Origin of the sequence: Kitasatospora sp. NPDC086801 (assembly GCF_044745805.1) — a bacterium.
GTDB lineage: Bacteria > Actinomycetota > Actinomycetes > Streptomycetales > Streptomycetaceae > Kitasatospora.
On sequence record NZ_JBIVAX010000008.1, the window covers coordinates 5454 to 22790 of the forward strand.

At 76.1% G+C, this 17337-nt stretch carries 11 protein-coding genes and 1 pseudogene; 7 read left to right on the top strand and 5 right to left on the bottom strand.

Annotated elements, in window-relative coordinates; all coding sequences use genetic code 11:
* The first annotated feature begins 578 nt into the window (after positions 1-578).
* The 4 genes from ACIPLC_RS12175 to ACIPLC_RS12190 all read left to right on the top strand — a co-directional run bounded on the left by ACIPLC_RS12175 (position 579) and on the right by ACIPLC_RS12190 (position 7291).
* Complete coding sequence (locus ACIPLC_RS12175; RefSeq protein ID WP_363632548.1) at positions 579-1082, top strand: hypothetical protein; 504 nt, start codon at positions 579-581, stop codon at positions 1080-1082.
* 327 nt (positions 1083-1409) lie between these two features.
* Positions 1410-2438, top strand: a complete 1029-nt coding sequence (locus ACIPLC_RS12180; protein WP_363588315.1) for a hypothetical protein — start codon at positions 1410-1412, stop codon at positions 2436-2438.
* Between the two features lie 54 nt (positions 2439-2492).
* The gene (locus ACIPLC_RS12185; RefSeq protein WP_400472875.1) at positions 2493-4379 is read left to right on the top strand and encodes an HSP90 family protein; all 1887 of its coding nucleotides are present in this window, start codon (positions 2493-2495) and stop codon (positions 4377-4379) included.
* On the top strand, positions 4379-7291 hold the full coding sequence (locus tag ACIPLC_RS12190) for a hypothetical protein (protein ID WP_400472876.1): 2913 nt from the start codon (positions 4379-4381) through the stop codon (positions 7289-7291). Before ACIPLC_RS12185 ends, ACIPLC_RS12190 begins: the two co-directional genes overlap by 1 nt.
* A gap of 78 nt (positions 7292-7369) precedes the next feature.
* Here the strand turns inward: ACIPLC_RS12190 and ACIPLC_RS12195 are convergent, their stop codons facing one another.
* On the bottom strand, positions 7370-8650 hold the full coding sequence (locus ACIPLC_RS12195) for a carbohydrate-binding protein (RefSeq protein WP_400472877.1): 1281 nt from the start codon (positions 8648-8650) through the stop codon (positions 7370-7372).
* 267 nt (positions 8651-8917) lie between these two features.
* Complete coding sequence (locus tag ACIPLC_RS12200) at positions 8918-9826, bottom strand: LysR family transcriptional regulator (RefSeq protein WP_400472878.1); 909 nt, start codon at positions 9824-9826, stop codon at positions 8918-8920.
* Positions 9827-10052: 226 nt separating this feature from the next.
* Between ACIPLC_RS12200 and ACIPLC_RS12205 the strand changes: the two genes are divergently transcribed.
* The 3 genes and pseudogenes from ACIPLC_RS12205 to ACIPLC_RS12215 all read left to right on the top strand — a co-directional run bounded on the left by ACIPLC_RS12205 (position 10053) and on the right by ACIPLC_RS12215 (position 12951).
* A complete protein-coding gene (locus ACIPLC_RS12205; protein WP_400472879.1) occupies positions 10053-10991 on the top strand; it encodes a DMT family transporter in 939 nt (312 codons plus the stop codon).
* A 9-nt stretch (positions 10992-11000) separates the two neighbouring features.
* Positions 11001-12311 carry a sensor domain-containing protein gene (locus tag ACIPLC_RS12210; protein WP_400472880.1) on the top strand — a complete coding sequence of 437 codons (1311 nt, stop codon included), beginning with the start codon at positions 11001-11003 and terminating at the stop codon, positions 12309-12311.
* Positions 12296-12951, top strand: a pseudogene (locus ACIPLC_RS12215) (response regulator). Before ACIPLC_RS12210 ends, ACIPLC_RS12215 begins: the two are co-directional and overlap by 16 nt.
* Before the next feature lie 46 nt (positions 12952-12997).
* On the opposite strand, the gene ACIPLC_RS12220 reads toward ACIPLC_RS12215, so the two are convergent.
* The 3 genes from ACIPLC_RS12220 to ACIPLC_RS12230 all read right to left on the bottom strand — a co-directional run bounded on the left by ACIPLC_RS12220 (position 12998) and on the right by ACIPLC_RS12230 (position 17336).
* Positions 12998-14266, bottom strand: coding sequence for a lanthionine synthetase LanC family protein (locus ACIPLC_RS12220; protein ID WP_400472881.1), 1269 nt, complete (start codon positions 14264-14266; stop codon positions 12998-13000).
* Between the two features lie 142 nt (positions 14267-14408).
* The gene (locus tag ACIPLC_RS12225; RefSeq protein WP_400472882.1) at positions 14409-14579 is read right to left on the bottom strand and encodes a hypothetical protein; all 171 of its coding nucleotides are present in this window, start codon (positions 14577-14579) and stop codon (positions 14409-14411) included.
* Between the two features lie 12 nt (positions 14580-14591).
* Positions 14592-17336 carry a lantibiotic dehydratase gene (locus ACIPLC_RS12230; RefSeq protein WP_400472883.1) on the bottom strand — a complete coding sequence of 915 codons (2745 nt, stop codon included), beginning with the start codon at positions 17334-17336 and terminating at the stop codon, positions 14592-14594.
* Position 17337: the final 1 nt, after the last annotated feature.

A 17337-nucleotide genomic window follows, 5' to 3' on the forward strand; every position in this document is an offset into this window, starting at 1 on the left:
CGACACGCCCGTCGGGGGGGGGGAGCCCCCCCCCCCCCCGCCCCCGGCGCCGTGCCCCCCGGCCGGCCCCGGGGGCCCCGGCGGGGGGGGGGGGGGGGGGGGCCCCTCGCGGGCCCCCCCCCCGCCGCCGTTCATGCCCCGGCTCCGTCCTTGATCGGCCCGGGTGCACCCGGACGCGGGTGGGCCGGGGGCGGCGGCTATCTTGATGGGTCACGGACATCCGGAGGGAGCGGGCGATGGGGATGGGGACGACTGGTCGGCGGGTGGCTGCCGCAGTGGCGGCCGGGGCGTTGATGGGGGTGCTGGCCGGGTGCTCGTCGGGTTCTACGGGGAGTTCCCCGGCGGGCTCGGACGCGGCCAAGGGCGCGGCGGGGGCGGCGAGCGCGACGGGTCCGGCGGGCGGTGAGAGCGGTGCAGGGGCTTCGGTCTCCGCGTCGGCGTCCGCGTCCGCGTCTGCTGCCGCGACGGGGGCGGGTGCGGCCTCGGGTGCGGCCTCGGCGCCGGCGACCGGAGGCGGCGGCACCGGGGCCTCCGCTCCGCCGGCCGGTGCGGCGACGCCCGGGGCGGACCTGGAGGCGGTGCTGCTGGACGACAAGCTCGTCGGGCAGGTGCTGCCGGACGCGAAGGCGATGGCGGGCTGGGAGGAGGAGAAGCGCAAGGTCGACACCATCGACCACGCCACCACCTGCACCGCGTCGGTGCCGTGCACCGGCAAGCCGCTCAGCGGTTCCGTCCGGTTCTCCTCGGGGGATCTGGTCGCCCGCTTCATCGTCGAGACGCTGCCGAACCGCGACGCCGCCAAGGGCAAGCTCAAGGAGTCCTACGCCTCCTACGGAGCCGGGCCGTTCCGCAAGGTCGACTCCCCGGTGCTGGGCAGCGAGAGCCAGGTCTTCCAGGGCCAGCTGGGCGAGGGTGAGGGCATCGGCATCGTGCTGCGCTCGGGCACCGTCGTCGCCAGCGTGACCACCGAGGGCGGGCCGGCCGACGTGGCTGCCGCCCGGCGGTTCGGGGCGATGCTGGTCAAGCGGATCGAGCAGGCCCAGGCGGGCAGGACCCCGGACGCCGGGCTCGGACTGGCCTGACGGCCGCCGCGTACGCGAAGCGAAGCGAAGCCCCGGGCCGAGGAGGCGCCGGGGCCGTTTGCGCTCGGCGCCGGACCGGACGGCGTCGGACCGGACGGCGCCGCCGCCCTCGACGTGCCCTCACCCCGTTCGACGTGCCCTCACCCCGGCCGTCGGCCCCGGCCGTTCGCCCCGGTCGGCGGGCCGTGGGGCGGTCCCCGGGTGGGCCGGACCGGGACCGCCCCTGGGCTGGGGAAACGGATGTCGGTCGGCCGTGATATCTACTCATCTGGGGTGGCCGTCGTGCGGCCATGCGAAAGATGCCGATGATATTCGAGGGGGCCACACATGCCGCTGTTCCGACGCCGCTCCGGCGAGGAGGCCGCGCAGAGCGGGGCGGGCTGGCGCGGGAGGGTGCGACGGGCCGTCGGGTCCGCGCCCGTGGCGGCCGTTGCGGCGCCGCGGCTGGATCCGGCGCTCGGGGACGAGTCGCTGCGCCTGATGCTCGGCCAGGCCGCCGCCGGTGACTGGGCGGCCCTGGGCCCCGCGCTGGCCGCCGTCGGGGACGGCGCCGATCTGACCGGGCGGGTCGGCGCGATCGCCGAGGTGCCCCGGGTCGAGGAGTGGACGGCCCGGGCCCTCGCCGACCGGCCCGAGGACACGTCGGCGCTGCTGCTGTCCGGTGCCCGGCACGTCACCTGGGCCTGGGAGGCCCGGACGGGTGCCCGGGCGAAGCACGTGTCCGAGAAGCAGTGGAAGGTGTTCCACGAGCGGCTGGACGTCGCCGAGGAGCAGCTGCTGGAGGTTGCCGAGCGCGAGCCGTCCTGGCTCGCCCCCTGGTACTTCCTGCAGATCAGCGCCCGCGGCGCCTCGCTCCCGGCGGAGGTCGCGACCTGCCGCTTCGAGGCCGCCGTGCGCCGTGCTCCCGGGCATCCGGCCTCGCACCGCCAGCGCCTCCAGCAGCTGTGCGCCAAGTGGGGCGGCTCGCACGAGGAGATGCACGCCTTCGCCCGGTCCTCGATGCTCGCGGCGCCGGAGGGCAGCCAGCTCGGCGAGCTGGTCGTGCTGGCGCACCTGGAGCGCTGGCTGGACCTCCCGGACGGTGAGGACCGCGCCTACCTGGCCAGTGCGGAGGTGGTGGCCGACTTGCAGGAGGCGGCCTTCCGCTCCGTGCTGCACCCGGATTTCACGCCGGTCCGCGGCTGGCAGGGTTCCTTCAACGCCTTCGCGATGGCCTTCTCGCTGGCCGGCCAGCGCAAGACCGCGCGCCTGCTGTTCGAGGCCTTGGACGGCGCCGTCACCGAGTCGCCCTGGCACTTCCTGTCCGGTGATCCGCTCAAGGCGTTCGCCTCCCACCGGGACCGCTGCGCGTACTGACGCCCCGGCCCCCCAGAACCTCCGTCACCCGCCCCGCGATCGAAAGAGCCCCCGGTGTCCCCATCCGAGAACCCGACGCCCGACAACGCGGCGAGCGCGCACACCTTCCAGGTGGACCTGCGCGGCCTGGTGGACCTGCTCTCCCACCACCTCTACTCCAGCCCGCGGGTGTACCTGCGCGAGCTGTTGCAGAACGCGGTGGACGCCATCTCCGCCCGCCGCGCCCTCGACCCGCAGGCGCCGGCCCGGATCGTCGTGCGCGCCGACGACGAGCTGAGCGTCACCGACACCGGCGTCGGCCTGACCGAGGCGGACGTCCACACCTTCCTCGCCACCATCGGCCGCAGTTCGAAGCGCGACGCGGACGGCCGGCTGGACGGCGCGGGGCTGGCCCAGGCCCGCGGCGACTTCATCGGCCAGTTCGGCATCGGCCTGCTGGCCTGCTTCGTGGTCGCCGACGAGATCACCGTGGTGACCCGCTCCGCCGCCACCCCGGACGCGCCGGTGATCGAGTGGCGCGGCGGCTCCGACGGCCGCTACACGATCCGCACCCTGCCCGCCGCGGCGAAGCCGGAGCCGGGCACCACCGTGACGCTGGTCCCCCGCGCCGACGCCGTCGAGTGGACGCGGTCGGGCCGTGTCCTCGCGCTGGCCCGGGACTTCGGCAGCCTGCTGCGCCACGACGTCACGGTGGTGGACGCGAACGGCACCGAGCACCGGGTGAACCGCACCCCGCCGTGGGCCGAGCGGCACGGCTCGCCGCTGGCCCGGCGCGACGCGCTGACCGAGTACTGCCGCGCCGCCTTCGACTTCGCCCCGCTCGACACCATCGACCTGGACCTCCCGCTGGTCGGGCTGCGCGGGGTCGCCTACGTGCTGCCGGACGCGGCCCCGCCGTCCCGCCGTTCGGGCCACCGGGTGCACCTCAAGGGCATGCTGCTGTCCGACCAGGCCGCCGAACTGCTGCCGGACTGGGCGTTCTTCGTCCGCTGCGTGGTGGACACCGACGGCCTGCGCCCGACCGCCTCCCGCGAGGGCCTGTACGCGGACGAGACGCTGGCCGCCGTCCGCGACGCGCTGGGCGTCCGGATCCGTGACTGGCTGACCGGCCTGTCCGCGAGCGATCCGGCGCTGCTGCACCGCTTCCTGTCCGTGCACCACCTGGCCGTCAAGGAACTCGCCCGTTACGACGACGAGTTGCTGCGGATGATGCTGCCGTGGCTGCCGTTCGAGACCACCGACGGCAACGTCACCCTGGACGAGTTCACCCGCAGCCACCCGGTGGTGCTGGTCACCCGCACCGTCGAGGAGTTCCGCCAGGTCGCCCCGATCGCCGGCGCCGCCGGCCTCGGCGTGGTCAACGGCGGCTACACCTACGACCGCGACCTGGTGCACCGGCTGCCCGAGATCCGCCCCGGCGTCTCGGTCTCCGACCTCGACCCGGGCACCGTCACCGCGCACCTGGACACCGTCGACCCGGCCGCCGAGCTCGCCGCGAACGCCTTCCTCGCCGTCGCCCGCGAGGTGGTCGGCCGCTTCGACTGCGACGTCGCCCTGCGCAGCTTCCACCCGACCAACGCGCCCGCGCTGCTGCTGGACAACCGGGAGGCCCGGCACGAGCGCAGCCGCGCCCAGCTCGCCGAGGAGGCCGACGGCCTGTGGGCGGACATCCTGGGCTCGCTGCGCGCCGAGGCGCCCCGCGCCCAGCTGGTGCTCAACCACCTCAACCCGCTGGTGCGCCGGGCCGCGACGGTCACCAACCGCGAGCTGGCCGTCACCGCCGTCGAGGCGCTGTACGGCCAGGCCGTGCTGATGACCCGCCGCCCGCTCAAGGCCAGCGAGAGCGCCCTGCTCAACCGCTCGTTCATCAGCCTGCTCGACCACGCCATGCTCGGCCACGAGTCGGCCGGCCCGGACCGCACCGATCCGAAGGAGGCCTGATGCTGGACACCCCCGACGCGGTGATGGCCGCGCTGCGCGAGAACGACGCCCGCCCGTACGGCCGCCAGCGGACCGTCGCGGCCGAGGAACTCGTCGACGCGGCCGAGCAGTTCGACGACACCGGGGTGCGCTCGATGGCCCTGCTGGAGCTGATGGAGGCGTACGAGTACGACGGCGAGCGCAGCAAGACCCCGGTGGCCTTCGCCCGCGTCCTCAAGCTCTGGGACACCGACCCGGACGGCTTCGGCGAGTGGGCCCGCCAGCAGGTGTTCTGGCGCTTCAAATGGGTGGCCGGCGCGCTCCTGGACAACCCGGACGTGCCGCTGACGGCCCTGCGGCGCTGGCACACCGAACTGCGCGACCGCTACCGGGCGGCCGACTTCGACCTCCAGCCGTACTACGCCCAGCGCTACCACCTGGCCGCGCAGACCGGCACCGGCCGCCAGGACGCCTACGAGCTGTGGACGGCCCGCCCGCGCTCCGAGCTGAGCGACTGCCACGCCTGCGAGACCCGGGCGCGCGCCGAGCACTTCGTGGACGCCGGCGACGACGCCCGGGCGCTGGACGTCCTGCAGCCGGTCCTCGACGGCCGGAGCAGCTGCGAGCAGGAGCCCGCCCTCAGCCAGGCCGCCGCCCTGCTCCCGCTGCTGCGCCAGGGCCGCCTGGACGAGGCCCGCTCCAGCCACCTGACCGGCTACCGCGCCGCGCGCGGCAAGGCCTCGATGATGCACGCCGTCGGCCGGCACGTCGAGTTCTGCGCGCTGTCCGGCAACGAGCCGCGCGGCCTGGAACTGCTCGCCGAGAACCGCGACCTGTTCGCGGTGGCTGGCGAGCCGTCCGCGCTGCTGTCCTTCCTCACCGGCGTCGAGGTGCTGCTCGCCGTCCTGGCCCGGGGCGGCCACGGCGGGCTCGCGGTCAGCGGCCCGCCCGGCACCTCCTGGACGGCGGACACCCTGCTCGCCCACGTGCGCGCCGAGGCCGACGCGCTCGCCGCCCGCTTCGACGCCCGCAACGGCACCGACGCGGTCGGCGCCGACCGGCGCGCCCGGTTGGCCCGCGAGCCGCTGCTGGCCGAGCCGCTGGCCCTCGGCGTGCGCGCCGCCGCCGCGCCCGAGCTGGCCGCTGCCCCGGCCCTCGCGCCCGCGCCGCGCCGGGCCGTCGAGCCGGAGCCGGAGGACTTCACCGCCCTGGTGGTCCGGGCCCGCGAGCTGGAGCTCGTCGGGCACCCGGACGCCGACCGGCTCTGGCGGCGGATCGCCGAACGCGCCGCCGCCGACGGCTTCACCCACCCCGAGGGCACCGAGGTCGGCAGCCCCGCGCGGCTGCGCGCCGAACTCGCCGAGCAGCGGGCCCACCAGTCGCTGGAGCGGGACGAGCACGCCGAGGGCCGGGCCGGGCTGCTGGCCGCCGCCGAGCTGTTCGAGCAGGCCGGGCTGCCCGGCCAGGCCCTGATGGCCCGGGCCCGCGCGCTGATCGTGGAACTCGGCGACGTCGAGGGCGCGGTGGCCGACTGGTCGGCGCTCGACGAGGTGCTGCGCCGGGCCGAGGAACTGCGGGCCGCCGGTGCGATGGCCGACGACGACTACCTGATCGTGTGGCAGGTCCGCGCCTACGCCGCCCACCACGACCTGGTCGAGGCGCTGCCCGAGCCGCCCGCCGAGGCCGTCGAGCGCTTCGAGACGGCGGCCGGCGGCTACCACCGCACCGCCGTGGAGCTGGGCTCCACCCGCCGCGCCGCCACCTCCCGCCAGTACCGGGCCGACGCGGCCGCCCGGCAGGGCCGGCTGGCCGAGGCCACCACCGAACTGCGCGAGGTGCTCGGCGAGTTGGACACGGCCGAACTGCCCTGGCACACCCCGCGGGTGCTCGGCCTGCTGGGCCAGGTGCTGCTGCAGAGCGGCGCACCCGCGGAGGCCGTCGAGGCGTTCCACCGGGCGCTCGCCGAGGCCGCCCGCTGGGGCGACGACTCCTACCCGTACGCGCCGACCTACCTGATGCTCGGCCACGCGGCGATGGGGGCCGGCGACCGCGGCGGCGCGGTCCGGGCGCTCACCGAGGCGGCCGCGCGCTTCGACCGCAAGGGCCGGGAGGCGGCCGAGGACGCCGCCCAGGCCCGCCTCCAGCTGGCCGATGTGCTGCGCGCCGCCGACCGCACGGCCGACGCCGTCGCGGTGCTGGAGTCGGTGCTGCTGGACGCCGCCGCGTCCGAGCTGGACGCGCGGATGCTCGCGCAGGCCCGGCTGGACCTCGCCCGGGGCCTCACCGAGCTGGACGAGCACCGGGACGCCGCCGAGGAGTACCTGCGGCTGGCCGACGTCGTCGCCGGCTGGGAGGAGCAGGACACCCACACCATGGTCGCCTGCGAGGCCTCGCTGGCGCTGGCCCGGGCGGACCGCTGGGAGGCCGCGAAGGCCGCCATCGACCGCGCGCTCGCGGCCCACGCCCAGGCTCCCCAGGTGGACCAACTGGCGGCGACGCTGCGCGAGTTCGCCCGGCTGACCATGCACGCCGAGGGCCCGGAGGGGCTGGCGTCGGCGCTGGCCCGGCTGGCCGAGGCGGACGCCGCCGGGGAGCATGCCGAGCAGGCCGGTCAGGAGTACAACCCCTGGTACCTGCGCGGCGGTTCGCACTACGAGCGGGCGCGCTGCCTGGCCATGGCCGAGCGCTACGAGGAGGCGTTGGCCGAGGTCGAGCGGGCGATCGCGGTCTACGAGGGCGGCGACGAGCGGGCCGGGGCGTCCCGGGCCGAGGCCGTCCGGCTGGCCGCGCTGATCGAGGGCGCCGACCTCGGCCGCACCGGTGCGGCCGTCGCCCGGCTGACCGCCGCCATCTCGCACTGCGAGGCCGCCGGCCTCCCGGAGGCGGCGCAGGTGCTGGCCGAACTGCGGGAGCGGTTCACGGACGCCGACTGATCACGGACGCCGACTGACGCAACGGAGCCCGGGGGTGCGCACCGGCACCGCGCCCCCGGGCCCCCTTCCTCCGGTCCGTCAGCAGGGCCCGTCGTCGCCCCAGACGCCCCACTGGCCGCTGGCGCTCGGCACCTCGTTCAGCGTCCACCACTTGGCGTGGTACTCGTGGCCGCCGTACGAGACCTTGCTGCCGTTGGTGTAGGCGGTGCTCGCGCTCCACGCCGGGTCGGCGCAGGCCCCGGGGGTGGTCGGGGGAGTCGTCGGCGGGGTGGTGGGCGGGGTGGTCGGAGGCGTGGTGGGCGGCGTCGCCCCGGCGAACTTCACGGTGTACTTGGTGAAGTCCCAGTCGTTCTGCGCCACGCTGGAGCAGGAGCCGGACAGCCCCGGGTCCACCGGGCCCGTGCACTGCCGGTCCCGGTTGACCGACCAGTAGGTGTACCGGGCCAGGTTGTGCGCGGTGGCGAAGTCCAGCACGGCCTGGAAGTCCGCCTGCCGGAAGTACTCGGCGGCGTCGGTGCGGCCGTTCATCATCGACACGCCCTCGTGGGCGTAGGCCGTCGCCTCGGACCAGCCGAAGGTGGTCTGCAGGATCTGGTTGAACTTCACCAGCGCGTCGGTCTGCGCGGCCGCGCCGTTGAACCCGCCGTCGAACGGCATGATCGAGTAGTTGTTCGGCGTGAAGCCCTCCGACTTGGCCTCGTTCAGCATCTGCGTGCCGAACCAGCCGGTCCCCGCGTTGGTCCCGGCGGTGGTGATCGAGATGTAGAGGCCGGGGTTGTTCTGCTGGAGGATCCGGGCGGCGCCGATCTCGTTGTGGATCGCCGCGGTGTTCTCGTACTCCGGTTCCTCCAGGTCGAAGTCGATCGCCTTCAACTGGTACTTGGTGATCACCTTCTGGTACCCGGCGGCGGTCGCCTCCGGGGTGCCGCAGACCTGGCCGAGCTTGGTGCCGCCGTACCCGCCGACCGAGACCGAGACGTCCCCGCCCTTGCCGCGGACGGTCTGGATGACGCCGGGCATGGTGGTGTCGGTGTCGATCGAGGAGGTGCCGCCCCAGGCCGGCGAACAGCTGCTGCCCTGGGCCAGGATGAACGCCAGCTGGAAGGCCTTCTGCCCGGTGGCGTCCATCACCGCGGCGGCGTCCGGCGGGCTGTTGTCCTCGGGCATCAGGTAGGGCGCCGAGGCGTACCAGTTGCTGCCGAGGCCGGTGGTGGTGTCGGCGGCGGCGGAGCCGGTGCCCGCCAGCGCGGCGACACCGCCGGCGACCAGGCCGAGCACCCCGGCCACGGCGACGGCGGCCCGGCGCGGGCGGCGGCGCGGGTTCCGGGGGGCGGGGTGTGGGGGAAGAACGCGTTCCATCGAGGGCCTTTCCAGGCGGGGGGGCGACGGTGGGGGAGGGGCTGCTCGCGCCGGAGGTGGGGGTGGCGCGCAGACCGAACGGGCCTCCGGATGGGGGTAGTTGCCGAAAGCTGTCACTGGTATAGACCTGTCGGGGAAAGATGGTCAACCCCGAAAAGGTCAAGCCGGAGTGTGCCGCTCGCCGCTCGCCGCTCGCCGCTCGCCGCTCGCCGCCCGCCGCCCGCCGCCCGCCGCCCGCCGTCGACCGGACGCCGGACAGGCTCCCCGTCAGGCGCGCGCCGCCATGCGGACCCCGGCCCCCGCCCCCTGCGCGGCGCCCACCGCCGCCAGCAGCCCGCCGACCGCCGGCGACCACGGCCGGCTGGTCGGCCCGGTGAGCGTGAGCGTGCGGTGGACGGCCGGCCGGATCGGGACGAGCACGCAGTCGGCCGGGAGCATGGTCAGCGCCAGCGCGGGCATCACCGAGACCCCGACGCCCGCGTGCACCATGCCGATGAGCGTGTTGAGGTCGCGGATGCGGTGCCGGGGGGTGAAGCGGGTGCCGGCCCGGCGGAAGGCCTCGCGGATGTGGCGTTCGCAGCCGCCCTCGGAGAGCAGGAAGTCGTCGTCCTCCAGGTCGGCGACGTGGATGGTCTCCTGCCCGGCGAGCGGGTGGTCGCGGCGCAGCAGCGCGTGCATGGAGTCGGCCCCGAGCGCGACCGCCCCGGGCGGGAGCGGCCCGGCGTCGACCAGGACGGCGGCGTCGACGGTGCCCGCCTCCAGCCAGGTGGCGAGTTCGTCGTCCTCGCCCTCGAAGACCCGGACGGTGACCTGCGGGTAGGCGGCCTTCCAGTCCCGGAGCAGTCCGGGTAGCAGCGCCTGGCAGACGGTGGTCGGCGCGGCGAGCCGGACGGTGCCGACGGGGCCGCCGGAGTGCCGGGTGGCGATGGCGCGTACGGCGGCGGCGGAGGCGACGGCGGTGCGGGCGTGCGGGAGGACCTGCTCGCCCAGGGGCGTCGGCCGGGCCGGGGTGCCGCGCAGCAGGACGGGCGCGCCGAGGGCCCGCTCCAGCGCGGCGACGGCGTGCGAGACGGCGGACTGGCTGATGCCCAGTTCGTCGGCGGCCGCGCCGAACCCGCCGGTGTCGGCGACCGCGACCAGCGCCCTCAGCTGGGCCAGGTTGACCTCCGAGGCCATGAGACTTCCTCATCCATCCGGCACTGCCACTTGTTGGACTCATGCTCCGTTGCCGGGACACCCTCTGTCCAGACGGAACCGAGGTGGAGCCCGAGGTGGAGCCCGAGGTGGAGCCCGAGGTGGAGCCCGAGGTGGAGCCCAGGGCGGCACCGGAGACGGCACCCGAGACGGCACCCGAGACGGCACCCGAGACGGAACCAACGGGACGAAGGTGGAGGTGGTTCGGGTGCGGCGCTGGTTGCCGGGCTTCGTGACGCTGTCGGCGATCTGGGGCGCGAGCTTCGCGCTGATCAAGGTGGCGGTGGAGGCGGGGGTGCCGCCGCTGTGGGTGGCGCTGTGGCGCTCCGCCCTCGGCGCGGCCACGCTGTGGACGATCCTCGTGCTGCGCCGCGAACGCGTCACCCGCGACCGTGCGCTCTGGGGGCACTCCGCCGTGGTCGCGGTGCTCCTCAACACCGTGCCGTTCACGCTGTTCTCGTTCGGCGAGACCCGGGTCAGCTCCGTCCTCGCCGGGGTGATGAACGCGACCACCCCGCTGTTCACCCTGCTGTTCGCCGTCCTCGCCGTCGCCGAGGAGCGCCGCCCCGGCGCCCGCCGGCTCTCCGGACTCGCCCTCGGCTTCGTCGGCGTGCTCACCGTCCTCGGGGTCTGGCGCGGCATCGGCTCCGGCGAGGCCGTCGGCGGCCTCGCCTGCCTGGCCGCCGCCTGCTGCTACGGCGCGGGCTTCGCCTACCTGCGCCGCTTCCTCTCCGGTCGGCCGGAGTCGGTGGTCACCCTCTCAGCCGTCCAGATCGCCTGCGCCACCGCCGAGCTGGCCGCCGTCGCGCCGTTCGCCGCGGGCGCCCCGCACTGGCCGGGCGCGGGCGCGGCCGGCGCCCTGCTGGTGCTGGGCGCGGCCGGCACCGGCCTCGCGTACCTGCTCAACCTCGGGCTGGTCCGCACGGCCGGTACCGCGGTGGCCTCCGCCGTGACCTACGTCATGCCGCTGTGGTCCACCGCCCTCGGCGCGGCCTTCCTCGCCGAACCCGTCGGTTGGAACGCCCTGGCCGGCGGCGTCCTGGTGATCGCCGCCGTCGCCCTGACCCGTCCCCGGCCCGCACCCCGCCCGGCCGGCTCCGCCGCCTCCACGACTGACGCCCCGGGGCCTGGTCAGAGGGTTCGTTAGAGTGACCGGGTGAACGAGGAGGAGCAGCAGCCGACGGCCGTCTGGGCCGCGCTGCGAGCCCACCCGCTGCGCTTCCCCGTCACCCCGTGGGTGCCGCGCTGCTGGGCGTACCTGCTCGGCGGCGCGCTGCTCGGCCCGCTGCTGCTCGCCGTCCTGACGGTGCTGCTGGTGCTCGGCCTGGGGCTGTCCGTGGTCGGTGTCGGGCTGCCGGTGCTCCTCGCCCTGGCCCTCGCGGGCATCCCCGCCGCCACCCTCGAACGCCGACGGCTGCGGCTGGTCGAACCGGTGCCGCTGTCCGACCCGCACCGCCCGCTGCCCGGCGTCGGCCGCCGCGCCCGGCTGCGGACCCGCCTGCGCGAGCGCGCCACCTGGCGCGAACTCGCCCACACCGCGCTCACCGCGACCGCCCTCGCCGCCGCCACGCTCGGCTTCACCGCCGTGCTGCTGTTCTCCGGCGCCCTGGTCGCCTCCCCGGTGATCGTCTGGGCGCTGGCCCCCGAAACCGTCATGATCATCCCCGGCCGGGCGGTGTCCGGGCCGCTCGCCGCCCTGCCGTTCACCGCCGCCGGGCTCGCCGGGCTCCTCCTCTGCGCCTACGCCGGCGCCCTGCTGACCACCGCCCAGGTGGCCCTCGCCCGCCTCCTGCTCGGCCCCCGCGACGAGGACACCGGCCGACAGGTCCTCGAACTCACCCGCTCCCGGGCCCGGCTCGCCGACGCCTTCGAAGCCGAACGCCGCCGCATCGAACGCGACCTGCACGACGGCGCCCAACAGCAGCTCGTCGCACTGAGCATGACCCTCGGCCTCGCCGACCACGCGCTGCGCGACGGCAGCGCCCAGTCCGGCGACCGGGCCACCGCCCTGGTCGCCCGGGCCCGCGGCGAAGCCCGGCAGGCCCTGGAACAACTGCGCGGCCTGGTCCGCGGCATCCACCCCCAGGTGCTCACCGACCACGGCCTCGCCGCCGCCGTCGCCGAGGTCGCGCTGCGCCACCCCATCCCGGTCCGGTCCGATTTCGACCTCCCCGGCCGGCTGGCCGCCCCCGTCGAGACGACCGCCTACTTCACCGTCACCGAGGCGCTCACCAACGCCGCCAAGCACAGCGGCGCCACCACGATCACCGTCAGCGGGCGCGTCGCCGACGGCCGCCTGGTGGTCCAGGTGACCGACGACGGCCACGGCGGGGCCGACCCGGCCGCCGGGGCCGGACTGCGCGGACTCGCCGACCGGGTGGCACTCCTGAAAGGACGGCTCATGGTGACCAGCCCGACGGGCGGCCCGACCACGCTGCGGCTGGAGGTCCCGTGCTCCGGATCGTGATCGCCGAGGACGCCGTCCTGCTGCGGGCCGGGCTCGTCGAACTCCTCACCCTCGGCGGCCACCGGGTGACCGCCGCCGTCGGCGACGCCCGCGCCCTCGCCGCCGCCGTCGACACCGAACGGCCCGACGCCGTCATCACCGACGTCCGGATGCCGCCCGACTTCTCCGACGAGGGCCTGCGCGCCGCCCTCGACCTGCGCGAACGCCACCCGGGCCTGCCCGTCCTGGTGCTCTCCCAGTACGTCGCCACCCCGTACGCCACCCGCCTGCTCGCCGCCGCCGGCGCCCAACCCGCCGGCCTCGGCTACCTCCTGAAGGACCGCGTCGGCGACGTCGCCGACTTCCTCGACGCCCTCCGCCGGGTCGCCGCCGGCGAGACCGTCATCGACCCGGACGTGGTCCGCGTCCTGCTCCGCCAGCAGTCCGCCGACCGCCCCTCACCCGCCTCACCCCCCGTGAACGCGAAGTCCTCGCCCTCATGGCCGAAGGCCTCAACAACCAGGCCATCGCCACCCGGCTCACCATCACCGAGGCCTCGGTGGTCAAGCACTGCGGCAACATCTTCATGAAGCTCGACCTCGACCCCACCGAAGGCAACCGCCGCGTCCTCGCCGTCCTGGCCCACCTCCGGGAGGCGTAGGGCGGGTCCGACAACAGGCTCGGGTCCGACAACAGGCGTCGGTGGCTCAGCGCAGACCGAGGCAGGGCAGCCAGGCCCGTGAGGCGCCGTGGCCCGCGGTGAGCAGGGCGCACAGCGGGCCTGCGGCTCCCCCGAGCAGCCCCATCCCTTCCGCGCCGAGGGCCTCCAGCTCGGGCAGGCGGGCCCTGAGGTGGGCGAGCAGACGGGCTTTCAGCGTGGCCGCGGCGGGCAGGCCGGCGTGCCGGGCGAAGGCGTCGGCCACCACCAGCACGCCCGAGGCCCCGTGGCAGAGGGCCAGCAGGTCGGCCGGGCGGTCGCCGAAGAGGTGGAAACGCTCGTCGTACCGCTCGGCGAGCGTGGTGAAGGCCGCCGCGGCCCAGGCGGCCGCCTCCCGGTCGCCCAGCGCGTCCGCCGCGTCCCACAGCGCCCAGGACACTCCGGGCGTGCCGTAGCACCAGGCCTGGCGGGCGCGCGGTCCGGTGGGCGGTGGGCCGTCGAGTCCGGCGCCGTCCCAGGTGTGGATGGAGCGGGCGTCGTCGAAGGACTGCCGCATCAGCCACCGGGTCGCGCGGCGCAGCGCGGGTGCCAGCGCGGGTGCCAGGTCGGGTGCCAGGTCGGGGGTCAGGTCGGGGTGCGGGCCGAGGTGACGCACCGCCGCGGTGAGCGCGGTGACGACTCCTGCGGTGCCGTGGCCCATGCCGGTGTTGATCCGTCCGTCGAGCCAGCCCAGGTGCGGGTGGCCGGCGTACTGCCCCGTCCGCAGTCGGGGTAGTTCGTCGGTGTCGCACAGCAGGGTCAGGTGGTCGGCGAACGGGCCGAGTTCGGCCGGCGTTGGGCGGGTGCCCGTGCTCAGGGCGAGCAGGGTGCCGGAGGGGCCGACGATGAGGTCGTAGTCCGGGAAGGCGACTTGCTCGCGTCGCCAGCCGAGGGCCGGCGCGGTGCGGACCAGGTGGTCGCGGAGCCGGTCGGCGACCGGGTTCAGGGCCGGGTGCACCCGGGCGCCCAGCTGCAGACCCACCAGCGTTCCGGCGAGTCCGCCGTCGTACAGCCCGCAGTGGCCCGGCCCCCGACCGGCGGTGCGGGCCCACACGGCCACGGCACGGGCCGCGGACCGCTCGGTCTCCGGCTCTCCGGCGGCGTGCACCAGGGAGGCCAGGACGGGGACGCCCGGATCGGAGGGCGGCTCGGCGCCCGCCAGGCCCTCGCGGGGCCGGGCGGACCAGGCGTCGAGGAGCCGGGCGGCGAGTCCGGTGAGGGCGGTGCCGGTGTCCTCGGTGTCCGCGGTGTTCTTGGTGCTCTCGGTGTGCTGCGGCACGCTGGCTCCTCGGGAACGACGGGTCGGCGCCCCGCCCTTGTGGCCGTGACGGGCCGGGCGGAGCGCCGGTGGCGGCGGCCGTCAGAGGCCGCTGTCCGGGTGGGCCGTCCGAGGGCGTGCCCTCGGACGGCCTGACGGGAGATCAGCAGAAGACGCCGCTACAGAGCAGCACCGTGTCGCAGATCAGGACGGTGCAGACGCCGCTGCAGCCCCCGCTGCTGGCCTCGGGGGTCGGCAGGGTGGTCTCGGTGATGCGCGCGTCCAGGTCGCCGATCAGGGCGTCGAGGTCGGTGAGGGTCGTGATGTCGGGCATGGTTCTCCTCCTTCAGGAGTGGTGACCGGTGTGGGCCGCCCCGGTGGCCCGCCCGCTGGATGCGGGCGTCCCGGGGACGTCGGTTTCGCCGCGCAGCGCGGCGGTGGCGAGCACCGCGAGTTCCTCGATGCCCTGGTCGTACGGAAGTCGGAGCAGCAGTTGGGCGGCGACGGCGGCGCCGCCGTGCACGGGGTCGTGGAGCAGCAGGCCGCCCGGGGCGGGGAGCATCTCCTCGACCAGCAGGTCCGCGCCGGGGTGGCGGGCGCGGATCCGCTCCAGCAGGGGGACGGCGGTCAGCGCCTCGAAGTCCACGGGCACCGGTTTCACCTGGGGCACGGCCCGCACGAACGCGAAGCGCGGCAGCCCGGCGGAGCGCGCGAGGCCGGTGAGGGCGCGCACCTTGGTCAGGTCGTCGGCGCCGGGCCGCCACAACAGGGCCGCTGGCACGCGCCAGACCGCGGGGCTGATCACCAGGGTGCCGCCACCGACGGTCACCCGGGGCACGCGGTCCGTGCCGGGGAACGCCTCGGCCAGGCCGTCCAGGCGGATCACGCGCGAGCCCGCCGGGTGGCCGGCGGCCAGCAGCAGTCGGACCAGGACGTCGTACGGGGGCAGGGGCGTGCGGGTGGCGTGGTGGACGGGCAGCAGTCGGCACCCGTCGGCCTCGGCGATGATCTGCGGGCCGGCACGTCGCAGGGTGATGCGGTCCAACGGCAGGTACCGGGCCGTCAGGCCGGCCGGCCCCTGGTACGGCACGGGATCGGGATCGCCCGTCCACCAGCCGGTGATGACGGGCCGCCGTACGGCGTTGGCGGCGCGTTCGGCCAGCGGCGGAACCAGCAGCTCGACGAAGCGCGCCCCGGACAGCCGCTCCACGGCCGCGAGGTAGGCCCGGTAGCCCCGGAGGTTGTCGTAGGCGCCGTACAGGGTGTGGAGCGCGTCGGCGAACCGGGCGTCCAGCACGCCCGCCGGCGAGGCGGTCTCCAGTACCGCGACCGGTCCGGGGCCCGGCAGCGGACGCAGCAGGCAGTCCAGGGGCCAGGACGGCAGTGCCGTCCGGGCCGGGGGCGCCCCGAGGGTGTCCAGCAGGTCGTCGTCCAGGTCCACCTGCCCGGCGCCGGCCCGGGCGGACAGGTGGGCCAGCAGCCCGGCGTAGCCGGAGCCGGGGGTCCGGGCGGGGTGCCAGCCCGCGGGTCGGCGCAGGGTCTGCGGCGGCGGGTAGTCGCCCTCGGGCAGCTGGCGCGCGAGGATCTCGCCGAGCGGACAAGGCCGTTCGGTGAGCTGCGCCAGCTCTGCTGGCAGCCGGTGCGCGTCCGGCGCCGCGAGCCGGTCGGCTTCCCGCAGCCACGCCACGCGGGCGGCGGTGCCGAGGCCCCGCTGCACCTGGCGGGCGGCCGCTCCGGGGACGGCGGAGGCGATGGTGCGGTAGGAATCGGTGAACCACGGGCGGGAGCCGTCGGCGGGGGCGGTGGTGTCGCTGGTGCCGGTGGTCTGGAGGCCCGGTGCGGGCACGGGTATGGCGGCATCGTCGCCCGGTACCGGTACCGGTACCGGTACCGGGCGCGGAAGGGTGCCGCGTTCGCGGACGTCCTCGGCGGCGAGCCAGCCCGTGGCACGGCGGCGAGGGGCCGCGCAGGCCTGGAGCACGCCGAGTCCGAGCAGGTGGGCGAGGAAGCCGCGCAGCACCGCGAGACCGGGAGCCGCCGCACCGGTCGCCACCGCACCGGCCGCCGCCGTGCCCAGCAGAGCCGCTTCGATATCGCCCAACGGGCGCGGGCCGTCGGCCAGTTCGGCCAACACGCCCTCCAGGAGGCGGATCCGACGCAGGGCGACCTGCCGCATCCGGCCGCGATCGCGCGGGTCGATCGCCCAGCAGCGCAGGACACCGGCGCCGGGGTCGGTGCCCGCCGGCTGAAGGAAGTGCAGCGGTGCCAGGGCCAGCATCGTGGTCGGGTCCGCCGTTCGCAGGTCCAGGGTGCCGAGCCGGGCCCGCACCACGTGGAGGTTCTCCACGGCCTCGGCCGCCACCTCACCGAGGGCCGCGCCGGGTGGGACGAGCCGCGGCAGGGCGCCGCCCGCCTCCTCACCGTTGTCGCCCGTCGGGGTGACCGGCAGCAGGGTGACCTGGCCGACCCAGCCGCGCGGGGTGGTCTTCGCCGCGGCCCGGCCGAGGGCCCGCCACACGTACGCCCCCCGCTTGCGCAGCCGCTTCCCGCTCCAGGACTCGCCGGCGGCCAGCCGCCCGGACACGTCCGCGGCGGCATCGGGCTCCGCCTCGTCCAGGAAGGCCCGCATGACCGGGGACGCGCACACCAGGGACCAGCCCAGCGCGCCCACGCGCTCGCGTTCGGCCACCACCGCACACTCCAGTCGCCGCAGGGCGACGGCCGCCGACTCGCCTTCGGCGGACAGCCGTTCGGCGTCCGCGACGAGGCCGCGGGCGGCGGGCAACCGCTCCAGCAGCCGGCGGTCGGCCGGGCCCGGTACGGCGCCGGAGTGCAGCCGGCGGCGCAGGGCCAGCACGGCGCGGCGGTCGGCGGGCGTGAGGTCGTGGTGCGGCACGACGACGGCGCCCAGCCGCTCGGCCAGCCCGCGGGCGTGCCCGGCTCGCCGTTCGTCCTGCCGGGCGTGGTCGGCGACCTGGGCGAACAGCTCCGGGTTGCCTGCCGCGGCCCACGCGTCCAAGGGCATGCCGGCCACCCGGAGCAGTGCCGTGCCGCCCAGGACCTGGTCCTCGCACCCGTCGTCCTCGTGCATG

Coding starts and splice junctions, on each gene's coding strand:
- ACIPLC_RS12180 (WP_363588315.1), top strand. CDS start 1,410: ATGCCGCTGTTCCGACGCCGCTCCGGCGAGGAGGCCGCGCAGAGCGGG.
- ACIPLC_RS12190 (WP_400472876.1), top strand. CDS start 4,379: ATGCTGGACACCCCCGACGCGGTGATGGCCGCGCTGCGCGAGAACGAC.
- ACIPLC_RS12195 (WP_400472877.1), bottom strand. CDS start 8,650: ATGGAACGCGTTCTTCCCCCACACCCCGCCCCCCGGAACCCGCGCCGC.
- ACIPLC_RS12200 (WP_400472878.1), bottom strand. CDS start 9,826: ATGGCCTCGGAGGTCAACCTGGCCCAGCTGAGGGCGCTGGTCGCGGTC.
- ACIPLC_RS12225 (WP_400472882.1), bottom strand. CDS start 14,579: ATGCCCGACATCACGACCCTCACCGACCTCGACGCCCTGATCGGCGAC.
- ACIPLC_RS12230 (WP_400472883.1), bottom strand. CDS start 17,336: ATGCACGAGGACGACGGGTGCGAGGACCAGGTCCTGGGCGGCACGGCA.